General features: G+C 72.4%; 16 protein-coding genes. 9 read left to right on the top strand and 7 right to left on the bottom strand.

Annotated features, from left to right (window positions below; all coding sequences use genetic code 11):
* The first annotated feature begins 1 nt into the window (after position 1).
* Genes HNR14_RS03455 through HNR14_RS03435 form a run of 5 tightly spaced genes read left to right on the top strand, consistent with a single transcriptional unit; the run spans position 2 to position 6810 of the window.
* Positions 2–1375: a DUF58 domain-containing protein gene (locus tag HNR14_RS03455; RefSeq protein WP_179699900.1), complete on the top strand. Its 1374-nt coding sequence runs from the start codon at positions 2–4 to the stop codon at positions 1373–1375.
* On the top strand, positions 1372–3915 hold the full coding sequence (locus tag HNR14_RS21275; protein WP_179699899.1) for a transglutaminase domain-containing protein: 2544 nt from the start codon (positions 1372–1374) through the stop codon (positions 3913–3915). Before HNR14_RS03455 ends, HNR14_RS21275 begins: the two co-directional genes overlap by 4 nt.
* Positions 3912–5024, top strand: coding sequence for a DUF5684 domain-containing protein (locus HNR14_RS03445; RefSeq protein ID WP_179699898.1), 1113 nt, complete (start codon positions 3912–3914; stop codon positions 5022–5024). The genes HNR14_RS21275 and HNR14_RS03445 overlap by 4 nt, the downstream gene beginning before the upstream one ends.
* Positions 5021–5836, top strand: a complete 816-nt coding sequence (locus HNR14_RS03440) for a PP2C family protein-serine/threonine phosphatase (protein WP_179699897.1) — start codon at positions 5021–5023, stop codon at positions 5834–5836. The genes HNR14_RS03445 and HNR14_RS03440 overlap by 4 nt, the downstream gene beginning before the upstream one ends.
* Positions 5833–6810, top strand: a complete 978-nt coding sequence (locus HNR14_RS03435) for a hypothetical protein (RefSeq protein WP_179699896.1) — start codon at positions 5833–5835, stop codon at positions 6808–6810. The genes HNR14_RS03440 and HNR14_RS03435 overlap by 4 nt, the downstream gene beginning before the upstream one ends.
* Here the strand turns inward: HNR14_RS03435 and HNR14_RS03430 are convergent.
* From HNR14_RS03430 to eccD, 3 genes are read right to left on the bottom strand one after another with little or no spacing between them, the layout of a single operon-like run.
* The gene (locus HNR14_RS03430; protein WP_179699895.1) at positions 6807–8120 is read right to left on the bottom strand and encodes a S8 family serine peptidase; all 1314 of its coding nucleotides are present in this window, start codon (positions 8118–8120) and stop codon (positions 6807–6809) included. The genes HNR14_RS03435 and HNR14_RS03430 overlap by 4 nt on opposite strands.
* Positions 8117–9463, bottom strand: a complete 1347-nt coding sequence (gene eccB, locus HNR14_RS03425) for a type VII secretion protein EccB (protein WP_179699894.1) — start codon at positions 9461–9463, stop codon at positions 8117–8119. The genes HNR14_RS03430 and eccB overlap by 4 nt, the downstream gene beginning before the upstream one ends.
* 3 nt (positions 9464–9466) lie before the next feature.
* Positions 9467–10807 carry a type VII secretion integral membrane protein EccD gene (gene eccD, locus HNR14_RS03420; RefSeq protein WP_179699893.1) on the bottom strand — a complete coding sequence of 447 codons (1341 nt, stop codon included), beginning with the start codon at positions 10805–10807 and terminating at the stop codon, positions 9467–9469.
* A gap of 245 nt (positions 10808–11052) precedes the next feature.
* On the opposite strand from eccD, the gene HNR14_RS03415 reads away from it, so the two are divergent.
* The 3 genes from HNR14_RS03415 (at position 11053) to HNR14_RS03405 (ending at position 12251) form a co-directional block, all read left to right on the top strand.
* Complete coding sequence (locus HNR14_RS03415) at positions 11053–11370, top strand: WXG100 family type VII secretion target (protein WP_021765177.1); 318 nt, start codon at positions 11053–11055, stop codon at positions 11368–11370.
* Positions 11371–11404: 34 nt separating this feature from the next.
* Positions 11405–11695 carry a WXG100 family type VII secretion target gene (locus HNR14_RS03410; protein ID WP_021765178.1) on the top strand — a complete coding sequence of 97 codons (291 nt, stop codon included), beginning with the start codon at positions 11405–11407 and terminating at the stop codon, positions 11693–11695.
* Between the two features lie 88 nt (positions 11696–11783).
* Complete coding sequence (locus tag HNR14_RS03405) at positions 11784–12251, top strand: hypothetical protein (RefSeq protein ID WP_179699892.1); 468 nt, start codon at positions 11784–11786, stop codon at positions 12249–12251.
* A gap of 74 nt (positions 12252–12325) precedes the next feature.
* Here the strand turns inward: HNR14_RS03405 and HNR14_RS03400 are convergent, their stop codons facing one another.
* The gene (locus tag HNR14_RS03400) at positions 12326–13729 is read right to left on the bottom strand and encodes an MFS transporter (RefSeq protein ID WP_179699891.1); all 1404 of its coding nucleotides are present in this window, start codon (positions 13727–13729) and stop codon (positions 12326–12328) included.
* 179 nt (positions 13730–13908) lie between these two features.
* Between HNR14_RS03400 and HNR14_RS03395 the strand changes: the two genes are divergently transcribed.
* Positions 13909–14337, top strand: coding sequence for a DUF2269 family protein (locus HNR14_RS03395; RefSeq protein WP_179699890.1), 429 nt, complete (start codon positions 13909–13911; stop codon positions 14335–14337).
* A gap of 2 nt (positions 14338–14339) precedes the next feature.
* Here the strand turns inward: HNR14_RS03395 and ribH are convergent, their stop codons facing one another.
* The 3 genes from ribH to HNR14_RS03380 are packed head-to-tail and all read right to left on the bottom strand — an operon-like array spanning position 14340 to position 16731.
* Positions 14340–14816, bottom strand: a complete 477-nt coding sequence (gene ribH / locus HNR14_RS03390) for a 6,7-dimethyl-8-ribityllumazine synthase (RefSeq protein ID WP_021755769.1) — start codon at positions 14814–14816, stop codon at positions 14340–14342.
* Positions 14813–16108, bottom strand: coding sequence for a bifunctional 3,4-dihydroxy-2-butanone-4-phosphate synthase/GTP cyclohydrolase II (locus HNR14_RS03385; protein ID WP_021755767.1), 1296 nt, complete (start codon positions 16106–16108; stop codon positions 14813–14815). Before HNR14_RS03385 ends, ribH begins: the two co-directional genes overlap by 4 nt.
* Positions 16105–16731, bottom strand: coding sequence for a riboflavin synthase (locus HNR14_RS03380; RefSeq protein WP_021755765.1), 627 nt, complete (start codon positions 16729–16731; stop codon positions 16105–16107). The genes HNR14_RS03385 and HNR14_RS03380 overlap by 4 nt, the downstream gene beginning before the upstream one ends.

The raw sequence follows: 16731 nt of genomic DNA, 5'->3' as shown, positions 1-16731 counted from the left end.
GATGGCAGAGTACGACGACACCTCCTCGCGGCTGACGCGCACCGTCACCGGCACGCGCACGCGTGCCTCGACGGTCACGAGCGTCACGAGGAGCAGCACCGGCATCGTCGAGGACGGCGTCTTCTGGGGCCGTGCGGCCGCGGCGGCCGTCGGCTCGGCGCTGCGCGCCTCAGCGCGCTGGCTGGCGGAGACCGTCACCGCGCCCGGGTGGCTCGTCGTGTGCGTGCTCGTCGCCGGTGCCGTCGCCGGCTGGGTCGCCGGCTGGAGCCTCGGCTGGATCGTCGCCGCGGCCGCCGCGGCGCTGATCGTCGTCTGCGTCCCCTTCCTCCTCGGCTCGCACGACTACCGGGTGCAGCTCGCCCTCGACCGGGAGCGAGTGGTCGCGGGGGACGACGTCACCGGCAGCCTCGTGGTCCGCAACGCGGGCAGCAGGGCGTCGCTGCCCGGGCGGGTGGACGTGCCCATCGGCACCGGCCTCGCGGAGGCCTACGTGCCGCTGCTCGCCGCCGGCGCCGAGCACACCGAGCGTCTGTCGATCGCGGCTGCTCGTCGCGGTGTCATCGACGTCGGCCCGGTCTCCGTGTCCCGCGGCGATCCGATCGGGCTGCTGCGGCGGGAGGCGCTCTGGCCCGAGGTCCACACGCTCCACGTCCACCCCGTGACCGCCCTCATCCCCGGTACCAGCGCCGGTCTCATCCGCGACCTCGAGGGCCTCCCCACCAGCACGATCGTCGACGCCGATCTCGCGTTCCACGCCATCCGCGACTACGTCCCCGGCGACTCCCGCCGCCACGTCCACTGGAAGTCGACGGCGAAGACCGGACGCCTGATGGTGCGGCAGTACGAGGAGGCGCGGCATTCGCGCATCGCCGTGACCATCGGCATCACCGCCGAGGAGGAGTACGAGTCGGACGACGAGTTCGAGCTCGCCGTCAGCGTCGCCGCGTCGCTCAGCCTCCAGGCCGTGCGCGACGGCCGTGATCTGGTCGTGACGACGAGCGCCGAGCGTCCGGAACTGGTGCGCGGCGAGGTCGTGACCATCCGCACGCTGCCGACCCGCAACGCCGCCGCCATGCTCGACGGCTTCTCGGAGATCGAGCTGGCCGAGCGCGCCAGCCGCCTCGAGGACGTCGCGAAGCTCACCGCCCAGTCGAACCCGAACCTCTCGGTCGTGTTCCTGGTCACGGGCGCGCACACCCCGCTCGGCCGGTTGCGCGGCGCCTCGATCGCGTTCGGGCCGGACACGCAGTGCGTCGCGGTCCGCTGCGAGCTCGGCGCGGACCCGGCGTTCCGCCGCTTCGGTCCGATGAGCGTCCTGACCGTCGGCGCTCTCGACGACCTCGGCAAGCTGATCGCCCGCGGAGCCCTGCAGTGAGCGCCCCGGTGGGAGGCGACGGAGCGCGGGCGGCAGCGCGCCGGGCCCGCAGACAGCGCGCGGCCGCACTCCGGCCGGACGTGCCGCAGACGATCCTCGCCGTCGCTTACGTGCTGATCGGCCTCGCGCTCGCCTGCGCCCTCGCGTGGCCGCTGTACGAGACGCCGCGGCTCATCGCGGTCGCCGCCTACGCCGGTGTCGTCGGCGTCGGCACGGGCGTCGTGGCACGTCTGCGACGCTGGCCCGCGTGGCTCCACATCCTCGTCGTCGCCGCCCTCTATCTCGTCGGGGTGGTGCCCCTCGCCGTGCCGTCGGCGCTGTCGTCGCCCCTCGGCGTGCTGCGCGGCCTCCTCGACGGGGTGACCGGCATCGTCCTGGGGTGGAAGCAGCTGCTCACCCTCGACCTGCCGGTCGGTCAGTACCAGGCGGTGCTGGTTCCGGTCTACGCGCTGTTCCTGATCGGCTCCGCGATCGCCGCGGCGCTGGCACTCTCGCCCGAGCGCCGGGCGGCTGCAGCCGTCCCGGTCGTCCTCGGGATGGGCGTCTTCGGCATCGCGTTCGGGGCCACGGACCCCGGCGCCCCGTTCCTGCTGCTGGGCATCCGCATCGATGCGCCCCGGGAGGTGCTGCTCGGCCTGCTCCTGGTCGCGGCCTCCCTCGTCTGGCTGACACTGCGCGCCCAGCTGCGCCGTCGCGCCGCCCTCGCCGCCGCGCGCGGAACGGTCGGCGTGGTGCGCCAGGGCTCCGCGTCGACGGGTGCCGCCGTCCGACGACGCCTGCTGGGCGCCGGACTCCTGATCGTCGCCCTGGCCGCGGGTCTGACCGCCGGGCCCGCACTCGCCGGCACGAGCACGCGCGAGACGCTGCGCACCTCGACGGAGCCGCTGCTGGTGGTCCAGCAGCAGACCACGCCGCTCGGCCGCTACCGCGCGTCGTTCGAGAAGGACGCGTTCGACCGTGAGCTCTTCTCGGTCACGGGTGCGGGATCCGGCGTCGACCGGCTGCGGCTGGCCACCCTGGACGACTGGGACGGCGAGCACTTCCTCGTCTCGGGCGACACCCGCTTCTCGCGCCTGCCCGGCGGTTCCCCCGCGCCCGGCGCGCGGACCCTGACCGTCACCATCGGCGACGGGTACTCGGGGATCTGGCTGCCCATGCCGGCCGACACCCGCACGTCGCCCACGTTCAGCGGCCCGCGCGCCGCGGCGCTGACCGACGCCTTCTACCTCGACAAGCAGACCGGCGCCGGCATCGACACCACACCGGGCACCGACGGGGCGCGCGGCGTGCGCAGCGGTGACAGCTACGAGGTGCACGGGACCGGCACCCCGGCCGTCCCGCTGGCGGACCCCGGCACCAGCAGCCTCGTCGACCTGAAGGCGCACCCCGAGCTCGCGGCGTGGCTGGAGGCCCAGGGCCAGCCCCGGACGGCCGGCGGCTTCGAGGAGCTCATCTCCCGATTGCGCGACCGCGGCTACCTCAGCCACTCGCTCGCGGAGGACGACCAGGCGGCCAGCTGGATCGCCGCGCTGCGCAGCCAGTCCGCCTACCCGTTCGAGTCGAGCTTCGCCGGCCACTCCACCGCCCGGATCGAGGCCCTCTTCAGCCAGCTGCTCGAGCAGCAGAACCGGGTCGGGAGCGCGTCGAGCGCGGACCTGCTGGTGTCGGGAGTCGGCGACGACGAACAGTTCGCGGCAGCGGGCGCTCTGCTCGCGCGGGCGGTGGGCTACGAGTCCCGCGTCGTCGTCGGGGTGCGCATGGGCACGGGCGAGACGGGCGGCGTCCCGAACTGCTCGGGCACGTGCACGGGAGCCAACCTGGCCGCGTGGATCGAGGTGCGTGCTCCCGGGTCGGGGGAGTGGACGACCGTCGACGTCGAGCCGCAGTTCAAGAAGGCTCCGACGCTCATCTCCCTCGACCACCAGCTGCCCAAGAACCCGACCGTCCCCGAGCAGCCGCAGGTCGGCACGGTGCTGCCGCCGGCCGCTCAGCACGACGACCGCGACGCGACCCGCGCCGTGGTGCAGGAGCAGCCCGAGTGGGTGACCGTGCTCCTGCGGGTGCTGACGATCATCGGCCTCGCCGTGGCGACGCTCCTGCTGCTGACGCTGCCGTTCCTGGTGCTCCTCATCGCGAAGCGGATGCGGCGTGGCCGCCGCCGTCATGCTTCGGTGCCCGAGGTCGCCGTCGTGGGCGCCTGGGCCGAGCTGATCGATGCCCGGACCGACGGCGGGGATCCGGCGCTGCCGGGCACGCGCCGCGATGTCGCGGCCGCGATCGGTTCTCCCGCCGCCATCGAACTCGCTGCGCTCACGGACATCGCCGTGTTCGCCGAGCATCCACCCACCCGGGAGGCGGCGGAGCGCGCCTGGGAGTTCCTCGACACCGAGCGCGCGCGTCTGCGCGCCGAGCGCGGACCGGTCCGGTCGCTGCTCGCCGCGATCAATCCCGCCTCCTTCGTGCGTGCACTCGGACGCCCGCGTCTGCGACTCTCCTGGCGACTGCTCGCGGCGCCCCGAACCCGGAAGGCGAGCGCATGACCGACAGCACCGCCACCCTCGTCGCCCTCTCGCTCATCGCGGGGCTCGTCGGCCTGATCATCGGGCTCGCGATCTTCCTCTGGTACGCCGCCGCGCTCTCCCGGGTGTTCGCCCGGCGCGGCGTGGAGCCGTGGCGCGCCTGGGTGCCCGTGCTCAACGAGGCCGAGATCCTGCGACTGGGAGGGCGCCCCGCGTGGACGGTCGTGTACTTCTTCATCCCCGTCGTCTGCGTCTACGCGATCGTCCTGCGCGCCCTGGCCGCCGACCGGATCGGTCGCACCTTCGGCCGCGGCGCGGGCTCCACGGTGCTCGCCGTCCTGCTGCCGCCGGTCTGGGCGACCGTGCTGGCGTCGACCCGGGAGCCGGCCGCGACCGAGGAGCGTGCGCCCGCCCGGATCACGGAGCCGGAGCCGGAGCCGGTGGTGGATTTCGTCGCCGTGGCGACGATCGCGGAGCCTCCCGTCGCCGTCGTCCCGCCGGTCCCCATCGCGCCGCCGGTCCCCATCGCGCCGCCGGTCCCTATCGCGTCGCCGGTTGCCGCGGAGCCGCTGGACGCCATCGTGCTGCCTGCGGAACCCGTCGCCGACCTCCCGTCGATCCGCACCCCGTTCATGGACGCGCCAGCCGGGCCCCCGGTGCCGGAATCGCCCGAGCCCGAGCCCGAGCCGGAGCCGGAGCCGGCGCTCGAGCCTGCGCCAGTGCCCGAGCCCGTCTCCGTCGAGGAGAGCATCGACATCGACGACGACGCGGCGGAGACGATCGTGGTCGAGCGCCCGGCCGTCGTCAGCTGGACCCTCGTCACCGACGACGGAGGTCGCCACCCGCTGGAGGCCGACGTGGTCGTCCTGGGCCGCCGTCCGGCGGGGGAAGAGCCCGGCGTGCAGTACCTCGCCGTCCCCGACACCTCGCGCACCCTGTCGAAGCAGCACGCGTGTCTGACCCGGGAGGGCGACGGCTGGATCGTCACCGACCTCCAGTCCACGAACGGCGTGTTCCTCGACCTCGGCGGCGTCGAACGGCAGCTCGCGCCGGGCGACTCCGCCCCCGTCTCCGGACGGCTCCTGCTGGGGACCGTTGGTCTGCGCATCGAACGAGAGGATCGCCGATGACAGCCGTCGTCTCCGGCGTGCAGCTGAGCGCCGACGCCCGCAGCGATGTGGGGCGCCGCCGGGCGGCCAACGAGGACTCCTGCCTCGCGGTTGCGCCGGTGTTCGCGGTGGCCGACGGGATGGGCGGCCACGAGGCGGGCGCGCAGGCCAGTGCCGAGGTGGTCGGTGCCCTCCGCGACACACTGTGCATCGGCGGCCCCGTCGATCTGATGCAGGTCTCGACGGCGATCGACGAGGCCTCCCGTCGCACGGCCGCGCTGGCGGCGACGACCGCGCGGGGCGCCGGGAGCACACTCAGCGGCGTCATCCTGGTCGTGCACGAGGGGCGACCGCACTGGCTCATCGTCAACGTCGGCGACTCCCGGGTGTACCGCCTCATCGGCGGCTTCCTGGAGCAGTTGACCGTCGACCACTCGCTGGTGCAGGAGCGGATCGATGCGGGTGTGCTGCGCGACGACGAACGGGCGACGGCGCCCGACAAGAACGTGATCACGCGGGCCCTCGGTTCTGTGGATGCACGCGCGGACAGCTGGCTCATGCCCGTGACCACGGGCGAGCGCCTGTTGGTCTGCTCCGACGGTCTGCACGGCGAGCTCAGCGACGAGCAATTGCGCGAGATCCTCGTCGCGGGAGGCCGTCCCTCGGCCACGACGGCGGCACTGATCCAGGCGGCGAACCGAGCCGGAGGGCGCGACAACGTCACCGCGGTCGTCGTGGACGTGCTCGCGGGCGGCGACCCGGGTACCGCCGGACCGGCCGACACCCGCGAGCCCTCGGGGTGGACCGACGATGGGGACACGGTGCCGGTATGAGTCGCGACGACGAGCAGCAGGTGGACGAGTTCGGCGAACTGGACGAGCTCGACGAGCTCGACGAGACCATCATCGTCCGACGCGCGGACCCCGAGCCGGAGCCGGTGGACGAGACCGTCGTGGTGCACCGGCCGGAGCCGATCGACGAGACGGTCGTGGTCCAGCGCGCCGTCCCGGCACCGGAGCCCGAGGCCGAACCCGAACCCGAACCCCTGGACGAGACCGTCGTCGTGCGCCGGGTCTCGCCTCCCACCGAATCCGCTCCCGAGCAGGGCGCAACGGTCGCGCCGGTCGACCCGCCCGTCGTTCCCCGGCTCGCCGTCGCGCCGGCGCCATCAGCACCCGTGCCGGAACCAGAGCCCGAGCCCCAGCCCGAGCTCCAGCCCGCGCCCGAGCCCGAGCCGCAGCCCGACCCGGAACTCGACGACACGATCGTCACCCCGCGACCGCTGACCGACCCGGAGCTCGACGCGACTCGCGTGGTGCATCGCGAGGAGGGCGACGAGGTCGAGGCGACCCGTGTCGTCCACCGTCCCGACGACGACGCGGAGACACCGGCCGACGACTCCGACGACACGGTCATCGCCCGCCGTGCCGCCGGCACGGCCGCAGCTGGATCGGAGGCGCCGGTCGTCCCGCCACGGACGCCCGTCCCGCGCACCCGGCGCTCGCTCCGGGCCCAGCGCACGCCGATCGTGCTTCCCACCAGCGTGTCGCCCTCCACCCGTGCCGCCGAAGCAGTCGGGGCGAACGCGGTCGACACCTACGAGCCGCGTCCCATCCCTGCGCCGCCGACTCTCGGCCCCGACCTCGGCTCAGGGCCGGACGCCACCCGCGCCGAAGCGCCGTCGATGAGCTCGGTGCGCCGTTCCAGCCGGAAGGCCGGGTGGATCACCGTCGCGGGGATCGCCGGCGCCTGCGTCGTCTCGATCGGCGGACTGGTCGGGATCGCGGCCGTCGTCTTCGGCGGCTAAGACTCCGTCGTCGCTGCGGCCCGTCTCCGGCGCGCGAAGAGGATGCTCAGCGCGGCGATGGCGGCCAGCAGGCTGCCACCGACGACCGAGATCGCCACCGCGATGGCCGACTGCCGAGCCTGGCTGTCGTCGTTCGCCCGTACGCTGACCGTCCCGGCCGCCGCCGTGTCGTCCGCGGGCGTTGGGCCCGACGTGAAGGGATTGGGCGGTCCGGCCGTCTCAGCGCCGGGGACGAGCACCATCGCCTCGTACGGCTGCACAACGCCCCACCCGGACTCGTCGTCGCGCGATCCCGGATGCGGGCGGATGGCGCTCGCGGTGAGACGGTACGCCCACTGAGCCGGCGTCTCGTCGGGATGCGCGGAGGCGACCAGCGCCGCGGCCGCCGCGACGTACGCGGTGGCGAAGCTGGTCGCCGGTGCGCTGGACGCGTACACGCAGTCCCCGCCGGTGTTCGCCGCCGTCAGGACGTTCTGGCCGGGAGCGCTCAGGGCGACGTGCGCACCGTGGATGCTGTCGTCGGTCACGACGCCGCTCGCCCCGGCCGCGGCGACGCCGAGGACGCCCGGGTAGCCGGCGGGATAGCGCGCGCCGTCCTGCTGGTCCTTCTCCACTGCGAGGGAGGAGTCGCGGTTCCCTGCGCTGGCGACGACGAGACTGCCGTGCGCGGTCGCGTACGCCACCGCGTCGCGGAGGGCGGGATCGTCGACCGCGGTCGAGAGGGAGACGTTGATCACCTGGGCGTGGGCGTCCGCCGCGAAGCGGATGCCCGCAGCGAGACGGGAGATGCTGGGACCGGTGCCGGCAGCGACGGCCTGGTCGTCGGTGCCGGCGAAGACGCGCACGGACAGGATGCGCGCGTCGGGGGCGAGACCCTCCACCCCGGAGCCGTCCACGGTCTGCGCCGCGATCTCACCCGCGATGGCCGTGCCGTGGCCGTAGCCGTCCGCGTAGCCGGCCGAGCCGACCCCGTCGCCGACCAGATCGGTGCCTCCCGCGAGGACCCCGGACAGGTGCGGGTTCGCCGCATCCACTCCCGAGTCGACCACGGCGACAACGACGCCGGTGCCCCGCGTGACATCCCACGCGGAGGGCGCCTGGAGCTGGTTCAGCGCCGGAGGGCGCTGGGGGATGAGCGTCGCGGTGTCGGTGCAGCCGGTGTCGGCCGCGACGGCGACCGAGGGGACGGAGGCGCCGCGCGCGACCGTGGCGCCGGGAGCGACCAGCGCGGAAGCCGGGGCCGCGCTGAGCAGCACAGCGACCGCCCCCGCGAGTCCCGCGACCGCGAACCGACCGCGAGGGCGGGTCATCCGGCCGACGCGGTCGAGGTCGCCCCCGCGGCGGACGTGCTCAGTTCGGGGCCGCTCTTCAGCAGTGCCACCCAGCTCTGCTCGATCGTGCCGACGTCGTCGGGAGCGTAGCCGAGTCGTTTGACGGTCTCGTCGTCGGCTCCCGGCAGGGCGAAGGCCGTGCCCGTCGCGTCGACCAGGGTGAGCATCCCGGCGCTTCCGCTGCCGCGTCCCGCCGCATCCACGAGGGCGCCGTGGCCGGCCTGCACCGTGACGCCGGCTGTGGCCTTTCGCGACGACGGCGCCGTCGCGAGCACCGTGCGGGTTTCGCCGGAGTCCGCGGACAGCAGCGCGCAGGCGCGATCGCCCGAGGTGATCGAGGTGAAGCCGTCGGCGGGCCAGTCCGCACCGCCGGCGGGGGCCTTGGCGGTGTGCAGGCTCGCGACCGCCGAGGCGGAGACGTCGCGCACGGCCGTCATCGTCCGGCCGGAGCCGAGCTGGTAGAGCTGCCAGGCCAACGGGCTGAGCGTGGCGAGCGCACCGTCCGGCTGCACGACGAAGCGCTGCTCGGCCGGGCTGCCCGAGGTGTGGACGACCTCCCCGACCAGCAGGGGCCCGTCGTCGAGCGCGCCGCCGGCGACCGGTGTCCCCGCGTCCGTGATGACGAGCGGCTCCAACGGGGCACCGGGGGAGAAGAGGTTGAGCCAGTCCGACGAGACGCGGACCGGCGCGAGGGAGTCGATGCCGGCGGCGCGCAGCACGGCGTCGGCGTTCTCCCCGTCCACCCGGTAGCGGAGCCCGTCGGCGACGACCCAGCGGTCGCCGCCGTTCTCGACGACGACGGCGCGGGAGGTCGCGGTGGCGGCGGGGCGCGTGGCGATGGTCGTGGCGATGCCCGCGTCGTCGGTGACGCAGGCCGTCCAGCCGGTGTTCACGAGGGCGTCCGCGGCGGGGAGGGCGTCCGGAGCCCCGACGATCCCGACCGGGTCGGACACCCTGATGCCGGAGAGGGCGTGCGAGTCGGTCGTGATGACGGCGAAGCTGGACGACGGGATGAGGAGCCGGGCACTCGCCGTGTTGATCACCGGATGCAGCACGCCTTTGACGGAGACGTAGCGCGCGCCCGTGTCCTTGGCGATGACCATGCGGCCGTTCTGCCAGCCCTGCGGCAGACCTGGCTGGATCAGCCCGTAGAACGCGCCGGCGAGGAGCACGGCCGCCGTCAGCACTATGGCGATGACGACCGCACGCAGCGGGCGGGCGGGCTCGAGCTCCTTGCCGCCCGGCGCACCGCTGACGAAGGCCGTGAGCAGCCGTCGGCGCGAGAAGTTCTGGGCCTCGATGAGGTCGGTCTTGCTCGCCACGGATCAGGCCAGTCCGGCCGCGATGACGCCGATCGGGAGCAGCAGGGCCAGGACGACCACCTCGGCGGTGTCCGCCAGCCGGCCGAGCCGGATGCGCACGCGCGGGTCGAGCAGCGTGACGACGATCGTGATGACCGTCACACCGCCGAGGACCGCGAGCAGGGCGGGGATGAGCGCGGGCTGGGCGACCGCCACCGTGAGCCCGGTGGCGGCGATCCCGGCCGTCCCGAGCGCCATGAGGGTCAGCACGTTGCTGCGCGAGTAGCTCTGCCTGGCGGGGAACATCAGGCCGAGGAACGCCAGCGCGCAGAGGACGGCTCCGAGCGGTGTCGCCCCCGCGACGACCGGCGTCGAGGCCAGCACCGAGAGGCCGAGCGCGAGGCGGAGCGCGACGAGGGCGCGGTGACCGGCCGCGGCGCGGCGGCGCACGTCCTCCGCGTCGATCGGCGCGGGAGTCGCGAACACCTCGCTGTCGCTCTGCGGGCTGATCACCCGGAGCCGGGTGGAGCTGAGCGCGAGCCAGGGGAGAGCGTTGGCCAGCGTGGCGACGATGGCGACCGTGAGCGAGTACGCGGCGGTCTGAGCGTCCGGGATCAGGCCGGTGATCACGGCCGGGATGCCGACGGCAGCTCCTGCGGCGACGGGGACGAGCTGCAGTTCGGGACGATAGGGGGTCAGCGCGAGCGCAGCACCGCCGACGACCACGGCGCCGAGACCGGCGGCGGCGAGGGGCCAGCCCCAGAGGGACTCTCCGCCCGGGACGGCGAGGTAGCCGCTGACGGCGCCGAACGAGGCCGCGGCGAGCCCGAGGCCGCAGCCCGCCTCCGGCTGCCCGACGCGCGACAGGACGGCGGAGGTGGTGAGGAGGAGCACGGCGCCGCAGATCGCGACGATCAGGCCGATCGCGAGCGAGTGCCCCGCGGCGACCAGCAGCACGGCGCACACAGCGAGCATCGTGAGGCTCACGGCGAGGGCGGTACGGGTATTGTCCGCGGCCGTCCACGGACGGTGCTGCTCGGCGGTCGCGTCGAGCACCGCCTCCACGATGTCGTCGTAGACGAGCGGTTCGGCGAGCAGAGCTCCTCGGGCCAGCGTCAGCAGCTCGCCTTCCTGGATGCCCTGGTCGAGCGCGCCACGACTCGGATCGACCGTGCTGCCGTCGGCGCGCTGCAGGGTGTACCCGACGTGCGTCATTGTCGGGTCGAGCACCCCGAGGCTGCGGGCGAAGCCCGGCATCAGCTCGATGAGCGGGAGGTGCGCGGGGACGCCGACGTCGAGTCGTCTGCCTTCGCTCTGGACCGAGATGCGCAGGAGCGCCCGAAGTGTGCTGACGGATTGACTCACCCGGTCCGTGCCTCCCCCTGTAATCGGCGTGGCGGTGCCGACCGCCACGCCGTCTTATCCTAGCCAAGCCGACACGCCGTCGGCCCGCATGGGTGCTAGCACTGATATCCCCCTGAAGAGGTTGCACTCCCGCGGTAACGCCAATAGCGTGGCGGGTGTCGACATGACCTCATGTGCACTTGCATGTCGGTGAGCTTGGGGGGTCTTGCCGTGCGTACCAGTGATGGAATCAGGAATGGAGTGTCATGGTTGATGGAGTGATCTCAGCAGAAGAGGGCGCGCTCAAGCGCGGAGCCCAAGCGGTCGGGACGGCCAAGTCCGGAATCGACCAGCAGGTCAAGTTCGTCCGGGGCGAGATCGAGCAGCTCCGCGGCTTCTGGACCGGCGAGGCGGCGGGCGCGTTCTCGCAGCTGATGGCCCGCTGGGACGACGAGACGCGCAAGCTGAACGACGTGCTCATCACGCTCGAGGACGCCCTGAGCGGCACCGAGCGCGACCAGGTCAGCACGGAGGAGTCGCACCAGCAGACGATCTCCGGTCTCTCGTCGATGATGGGCTCCTGAGCCGGTACGGCTCAGGCATAAGGAAGGTTTGAACATGCAGTCGATGTCAGTCGACCCCGGACAGCTCACCGCTCTCTCGGGCCAGATCCGCACCGGTGCCAACGGCATCAAGTCCCAGCTCGAGCAGCTCGAGTCCGAGGTCGGCAAGCTCCGCGCCTCCTGGGACGGCCAGGCGCAGACGGCGTACGACGACGCCCAGCGCAAGTGGACCCAGTCCCTCACCGCTCTGAACACGCTGCTCGAGCAGATCTCGAACAAGACCGACGAGATCTCTCAGCACTACGTGTCGTCCGACAAGTCGTCCGCCGGGCGCTTCTCGCTCTGAACGACGTCGCTCGCGGATCGGCACCGGACTCCTCCGGCGCCGGTCCGCGAACGCGTTTCCGCGTAGTCCCGAGGAGGGGAGGGAACAGATGACCAGTTCTGCGAAGAAGGTCGGAGTCGACGGCGAGACCGTCCTCGACCACGCCAAGCGGATCGATGCGGCGACCGTCGCCGATGCTCCGAAGCTCGTCACCGAGTACCAGGTCGGCGGCAGCTCGGGCGGCTCGGCCGAGCCCGCTCTCGCGGGGTTCGTCGCCCAGCTCGGCAACACGCTCGACACGATCGCGGCCAACGCCACGCTGCTCAACAAGACGGTCGCCTCGAACACCGATGCCCTGCGTGACGCGGTGAAGACGCTGAACGCGGCCGACGACCAGGCGAAGGCGGACGCGCAGACGCTCCAGGCCGTGATCGACGATCAGCCGAAGCCGAAGGCCAAGGCGGCCGCACCGGCGACGCCGGCGGCCCCGGCTGCGCCCGCCGCGCCGGCGACGAGCGCCGACGGACAGAGCGCTGCCGAGTTCTTCCAGTCGAAGCAAGGCGGCCAGCACGGCTGACGCCCGTCGCGTCCCGACACGACGAGAGCCCCGCGGATCCAGGATCCGCGGGGCTCTCGTGGTTCAGCGGAGCGTCAGCTGACGTTGTCGGAGAAGTCGATGTCCTTCGTCTCCTTGGAGAGGAGGAGGGCGATCAGCGTGAGCACACCCGCCAGCGACAGGTACACCCCGACCCAGACGGTGGATCCGCCGCCGACCGTCCACAGCCACACCGCGATCGTCGGCGCGACGGCCGCACCGAGAACGCTCGACAGGTTGTAGGCGATGGCCGAGCCCGTGTAGCGCACGTTCGTCGGGAAGAGTTCGGGCAGCTCGGCTCCCATCGGGCCGAACGTGAGGCCCATGAGCGTGAAGCCGACGATGAGCAGCGCCATCGTGCCGACGGTCCCGCCCGCGAAGAGCGGGACGAACAGGAGGCCGAAGACGATGATCCCGAGCGTGACCCAGATCAGCGTCTTGCGACGTCCGAAGCGTTCGGCGAGCGGCCCCGCGACCAGCGTGAAGATGCCGAAGAACACCACGCCGATGATGAGCATGATGAGGAAGTCGTTACGCGTGTAGCCGAGGCCGGGCACGAACGTCGACGGGTCGAACGCCTTGCCGGCCTTCTCGGCTGCGGCACGAGCGGCGTCGGCCGATCCCGCCGTGGTGCCGTAGGTGAGCGTGAACGCGGTCATCAGATAGAAGAGCACGTAGGTCGCCAGCATGATGAACGTGCCGAGGACGATCTGCCACCAGCTGGTCTTGAAGACGCGGGCGAGGGGGAGCTTCGCCACCTCGCCGTCGTCGACGACCTTCTGGAAGGCGGGCGTCTCCACCAGCTTGAGCCGCACGTAGAGGCCGACGATGACGAGCACCGCGCTGAGCAGGAACGGCACACGCCATCCCCAGGCCGCGAACGCGTCGGCGCTCATCGAGAGGTTCAGGATGAGGAACAGCACGTTGGCGACGATGAAGCCGATCGGGGCGCCCAACTGCGGGAACGTGCCGTAGATGGCGCGCTTGCCGGCGGGGGCGTTCTCCGTCGCGAGCAGGGCCGCGCCGCTCCACTCGCCGCCGAGCCCGAGGCCCTGGCAGAAGCGCATCACGACGAGCAGGAACGGGGCCCAGAACTCCCAGCCGGGGGTCTGCGCGGTGGGGAGGCAGCCGATCAGCACCGTCGCGACACCCATCGTCAGCAGCGAGCCGACGAGGGTGCCCTTGCGCCCGATCCGGTCGCCGAAGTGACCGAAGAGGATGGAGCCGACGGGGCGCGCGATGAACGCGACGCCGAAGACGGCGAACGACGACAGCAGGGCGGCGGTCGGGTCCTCGCTAGTGAAGAACAGCGAGGGGAAGACCAGGACGGCCGCGGTCGCGTAGACGTAGAAGTCGTAGAACTCGATCGACGTGCCGATGAGACTGGCGAGGATCACGCGGCCGCGGGTGTTCACGGGCTGCGGGGAAGGCGTTGGATTGACGGAGGCCGTCGTAGACATGCGTGGAATCTTCCGGGACGGGAGGCGAGACCGCGGTGCGTACGGGCGTCGATCGGGCGTCCGGAGCTGGTGAGGCGGGGAAAAGTGGAGGTGGAAGCGCTTGTGGCGCACCTTCCAGCTTATGCGCGGACCGCGGGACGCACGAATCCGCGCACCGCCCCGATCGCTAGGCTGGCCGCATGGATACTCTGTTCAACGTCCTCCACGTGGTCGCAGCCGTCTTCATCGTCGGACCGATGGCCATCCTCCCGATGACCGCCATGCGCGCCGTGCGCGCGGGCAACGCGGGACAGGTCCAGGTGCTCGCCAAGTCGACGAACCTCATGTCCCTGCTGTCGCTGCTCGTGGTCGTCTTCGGGTTCGGCGCGATGAGCCTGGCCGACAAGAAGTACGACCTCAGCATCGTGACGCCGTGGATCCTGTGGTCGATCATCCTCTACGTCGTCGCACTCGGCCTGACGCTCTTCCTCGTGGTGCCGACGATGCGTCGTGCCGGCGAGGCGATCGAGGGCGGGACCGTGGCGAAGTACCCGGCCATCGCGGCCGGATCGGGCGTCGCGTCCCTGCTCCTCGTCGCCGTCGTCGTGCTGATGGTCTGGAAGCCGTAGCCTCAGCCGCGCAGCTCGCGGAGGGTGATCGCGGTGGCGAGTGCGGCGTGGGCCGCCTCCTCGCCCTTGTCTTCCTTCGAGCCAGGGAGGCCCGCCCGGTCGATGCCCTGCGCCTCGTCGTCCAGCGTGAGCACGCCGAAGCCGACGGGCTTGCCGGTGTCGAGGGCGACCCGCGTGAGGCCGTCGGTCGCCGCCGCCGAGACGTACTCGAAGTGCGGGGTGCCGCCGCGGATGATGACGCCGAGCGCCACGACCGCGTCGGCGCCGGACTCCAGAGCCGTCTTGCTGACGACCGGGAGCTCGAAGCTGCCCGGCACGCGCACCAGCGACCAGGTGGCGCCCGACGCCTCGAGCGTGCGCTGCGCGCCCGCGATCAGGCCGTCCGTGATCTCCTCGTGCCAGGTGCCGGCGACGATCACGACATTCAGGCCGCTCCCGTCGATCGCCGCTGCCGCGTTGGGGGCTCCCGCTCCGCTCATCGTGTGGTCCTCTCCGCTGCGATCGCAGCCGTGTCGTCCATCGGGGTCTGGTCGATGCTCCCGATCGCGTGACCCATCCGGTCGCGCTTGGTCTCCAGGTAGCCCTCGTTGAAGGCGCCGACGCCGACCACGAGCGGCACCCGCTCGTCCACGTCGATGCCGTGCTCCTCGAGCTGGCGCACCTTCTCCGGGTTGTTGGTCAGCAGGCGTACGGACTCGATGCCGAGGTCCTGCAGGATGGCCGTGGCCGCGCCGTAGTCGCGGGCGTCGATCGGCAGGCCGAGCGCCAGGTTGGCGTCGAGCGTGTCGAGGCCGTCCTCCTGGAGCTTGTACGCGCGCAGCTTGTTGATGAGGCCGATGCCCCGGCCCTCGTGTCCGCGCAGGTAGACGACGACGCCGCCGTCGCGCTGGATCGTGTCGAGCGCCGCGTCGAGCTGCGGACCGCACTCGCACTTGAGCGAGCCGAACGCCTCCCCGGTGAGGCACTCCGAGTGCACGCGCACCAGGGTGCCGTTGGCTCCGGGCTCGCCCGCGACGATCGCGACGTGGTCGGCGCCCGTCATGCGATCGCGGTAGGCGCGCATCCGGAACGGCCCGTGCGTGGTCGGGACGGTCGTCTCGACCTCGAAGATCACGCGGGAGGACTCGGGGATGGGGGTCACCGGCGCCAGCGGCTGGTCGCAGTGGAACTCCTGCAGGTAGGCGATCAGCGCCTCGATGGTGACGACGAGCACGCCCTCGCGCTCGCCCAGCTCGATGAGTCCGGGCAGGCGCATCATCTCGCCGTCGTCCGCGACGATCTCCGAGATCGCGCCCACCGGCGTCAGCCCCGCGAGGGTGAGGAGGTCGACGGCGGCCTCGGTGTGGCCGTCGCGCTCGCGCACGCCGCCCTCCACCGCGCGCAGCGGCATGATGTGACCGGGGCGGTGCAGGCTGGCCGGCGTGGAGTCCAGGTCGGCGAGCACGCGCAGCGTGTGCGCGCGGTCGGCGGCGCTGATGCCGGTCGAGAGGCGGTTCGCGGCGTCGACGCTGACCGTGTAGTTGGTTCCGCGGTCGTCCTCGTTGTTGGCGACCATCACCGGCAGGTCGAGGCGGTCGGCGATCTCGTTGGTCATCGGAGCGCAGATGAAGCCGGAGGAGTTCTTCACCGTCCAGGCGATCCACTCCTGGCTGGCCAGCTCCGCGGCGATCACGACGTCGCCCTCGTTCTCGCGGCTCTCGTTGTCGACCACGATGACGGGCCGGCCGAGGCGCAGCTCGGCGAGGGCCTCCGGGATGGTGGCGAGACTCATGACTCACTCCGTTCGTTCCGCTCGCCGAGTGCGAGCATGCGTTCCACGTGGCGGGCGAGGATGTCCGTCTCGATGTTGACGCGATCCCCGGGCGCGCGGTCGCCCAGCGTGGTCGCGGCGAGGGTCTCCGGGATGAGGGAGACCTCGAACCAGCCGTCCTCGCGTCCGCCGCCGACCTCGCTGACCGTGAGCGAGACGCCGTCGATCGCGATCGAGCCCTTGCGCACGACCAAGGCCGCGTGCTCCGGGTCGAGGCTGAGGCGCACCACGCGCCATGCGCTCCCGTCGGTGACGGAGAGCACGGTCGCGGTGCCGTCGATGTGGCCCTGCACGATGTGGCCGCCGAGCCGGTCGCCGACCTGCGCGGCGCGCTCGAGGTTGACGCGACGTCCGGGGGCGACGTCGTCCAGGGTGCTCATCGCGAGCGTCTCGGCCATCACGTCGGCCGTGAACGTCTGTGCATCCTGCCCGATCACGGTGAGGCAGACGCCGCTGACGGAGATGGAGTCGCCGTGCTTCGCATCGCTGACCGCGAGCGGTCCGCGTACGGTGATCCTGGCGGCGTCGGCCACGCGGTCGACGGCCGTGATCTCGCCGAGCTCTTCGATGATTCCGGTGAACAT

It is taken from the genome of Leifsonia naganoensis, from assembly GCF_013410615.1.
GTDB lineage: Bacteria > Actinomycetota > Actinomycetes > Actinomycetales > Microbacteriaceae > Leifsonia > Leifsonia aquatica.
The sequence above is the reverse complement of the archived record's forward strand: the minus strand, read 5'-3'. Positions and strand labels throughout refer to the sequence as shown.

Excerpts from the sequence above, each read along its gene's own strand:
- HNR14_RS03385 (WP_021755767.1), bottom strand. The coding sequence starts at position 16,108 with ATGAGTCTCGCCACCATCCCGGAGGCCCTCGCCGAGCTGCGCCTCGGC.
- HNR14_RS03455 (WP_179699900.1), top strand. The coding sequence starts at position 2 with ATGGCAGAGTACGACGACACCTCCTCGCGGCTGACGCGCACCGTCACC.
- HNR14_RS03440 (WP_179699897.1), top strand. The coding sequence starts at position 5,021 with ATGACAGCCGTCGTCTCCGGCGTGCAGCTGAGCGCCGACGCCCGCAGC.
- HNR14_RS03435 (WP_179699896.1), top strand. The coding sequence starts at position 5,833 with ATGAGTCGCGACGACGAGCAGCAGGTGGACGAGTTCGGCGAACTGGAC.
- HNR14_RS03445 (WP_179699898.1), top strand. The coding sequence starts at position 3,912 with ATGACCGACAGCACCGCCACCCTCGTCGCCCTCTCGCTCATCGCGGGG.
- HNR14_RS03410 (WP_021765178.1), top strand. The coding sequence starts at position 11,405 with ATGCAGTCGATGTCAGTCGACCCCGGACAGCTCACCGCTCTCTCGGGC.
- HNR14_RS03400 (WP_179699891.1), bottom strand. The coding sequence starts at position 13,729 with ATGTCTACGACGGCCTCCGTCAATCCAACGCCTTCCCCGCAGCCCGTG.
- HNR14_RS03380 (WP_021755765.1), bottom strand. The coding sequence starts at position 16,731 with ATGTTCACCGGAATCATCGAAGAGCTCGGCGAGATCACGGCCGTCGAC.
- ribH (WP_021755769.1), bottom strand. The coding sequence starts at position 14,816 with ATGAGCGGAGCGGGAGCCCCCAACGCGGCAGCGGCGATCGACGGGAGC.
- HNR14_RS03415 (WP_021765177.1), top strand. The coding sequence starts at position 11,053 with ATGGTTGATGGAGTGATCTCAGCAGAAGAGGGCGCGCTCAAGCGCGGA.
- HNR14_RS03405 (WP_179699892.1), top strand. The coding sequence starts at position 11,784 with ATGACCAGTTCTGCGAAGAAGGTCGGAGTCGACGGCGAGACCGTCCTC.
- HNR14_RS03395 (WP_179699890.1), top strand. The coding sequence starts at position 13,909 with ATGGATACTCTGTTCAACGTCCTCCACGTGGTCGCAGCCGTCTTCATC.
- HNR14_RS03430 (WP_179699895.1), bottom strand. The coding sequence starts at position 8,120 with ATGACCCGCCCTCGCGGTCGGTTCGCGGTCGCGGGACTCGCGGGGGCG.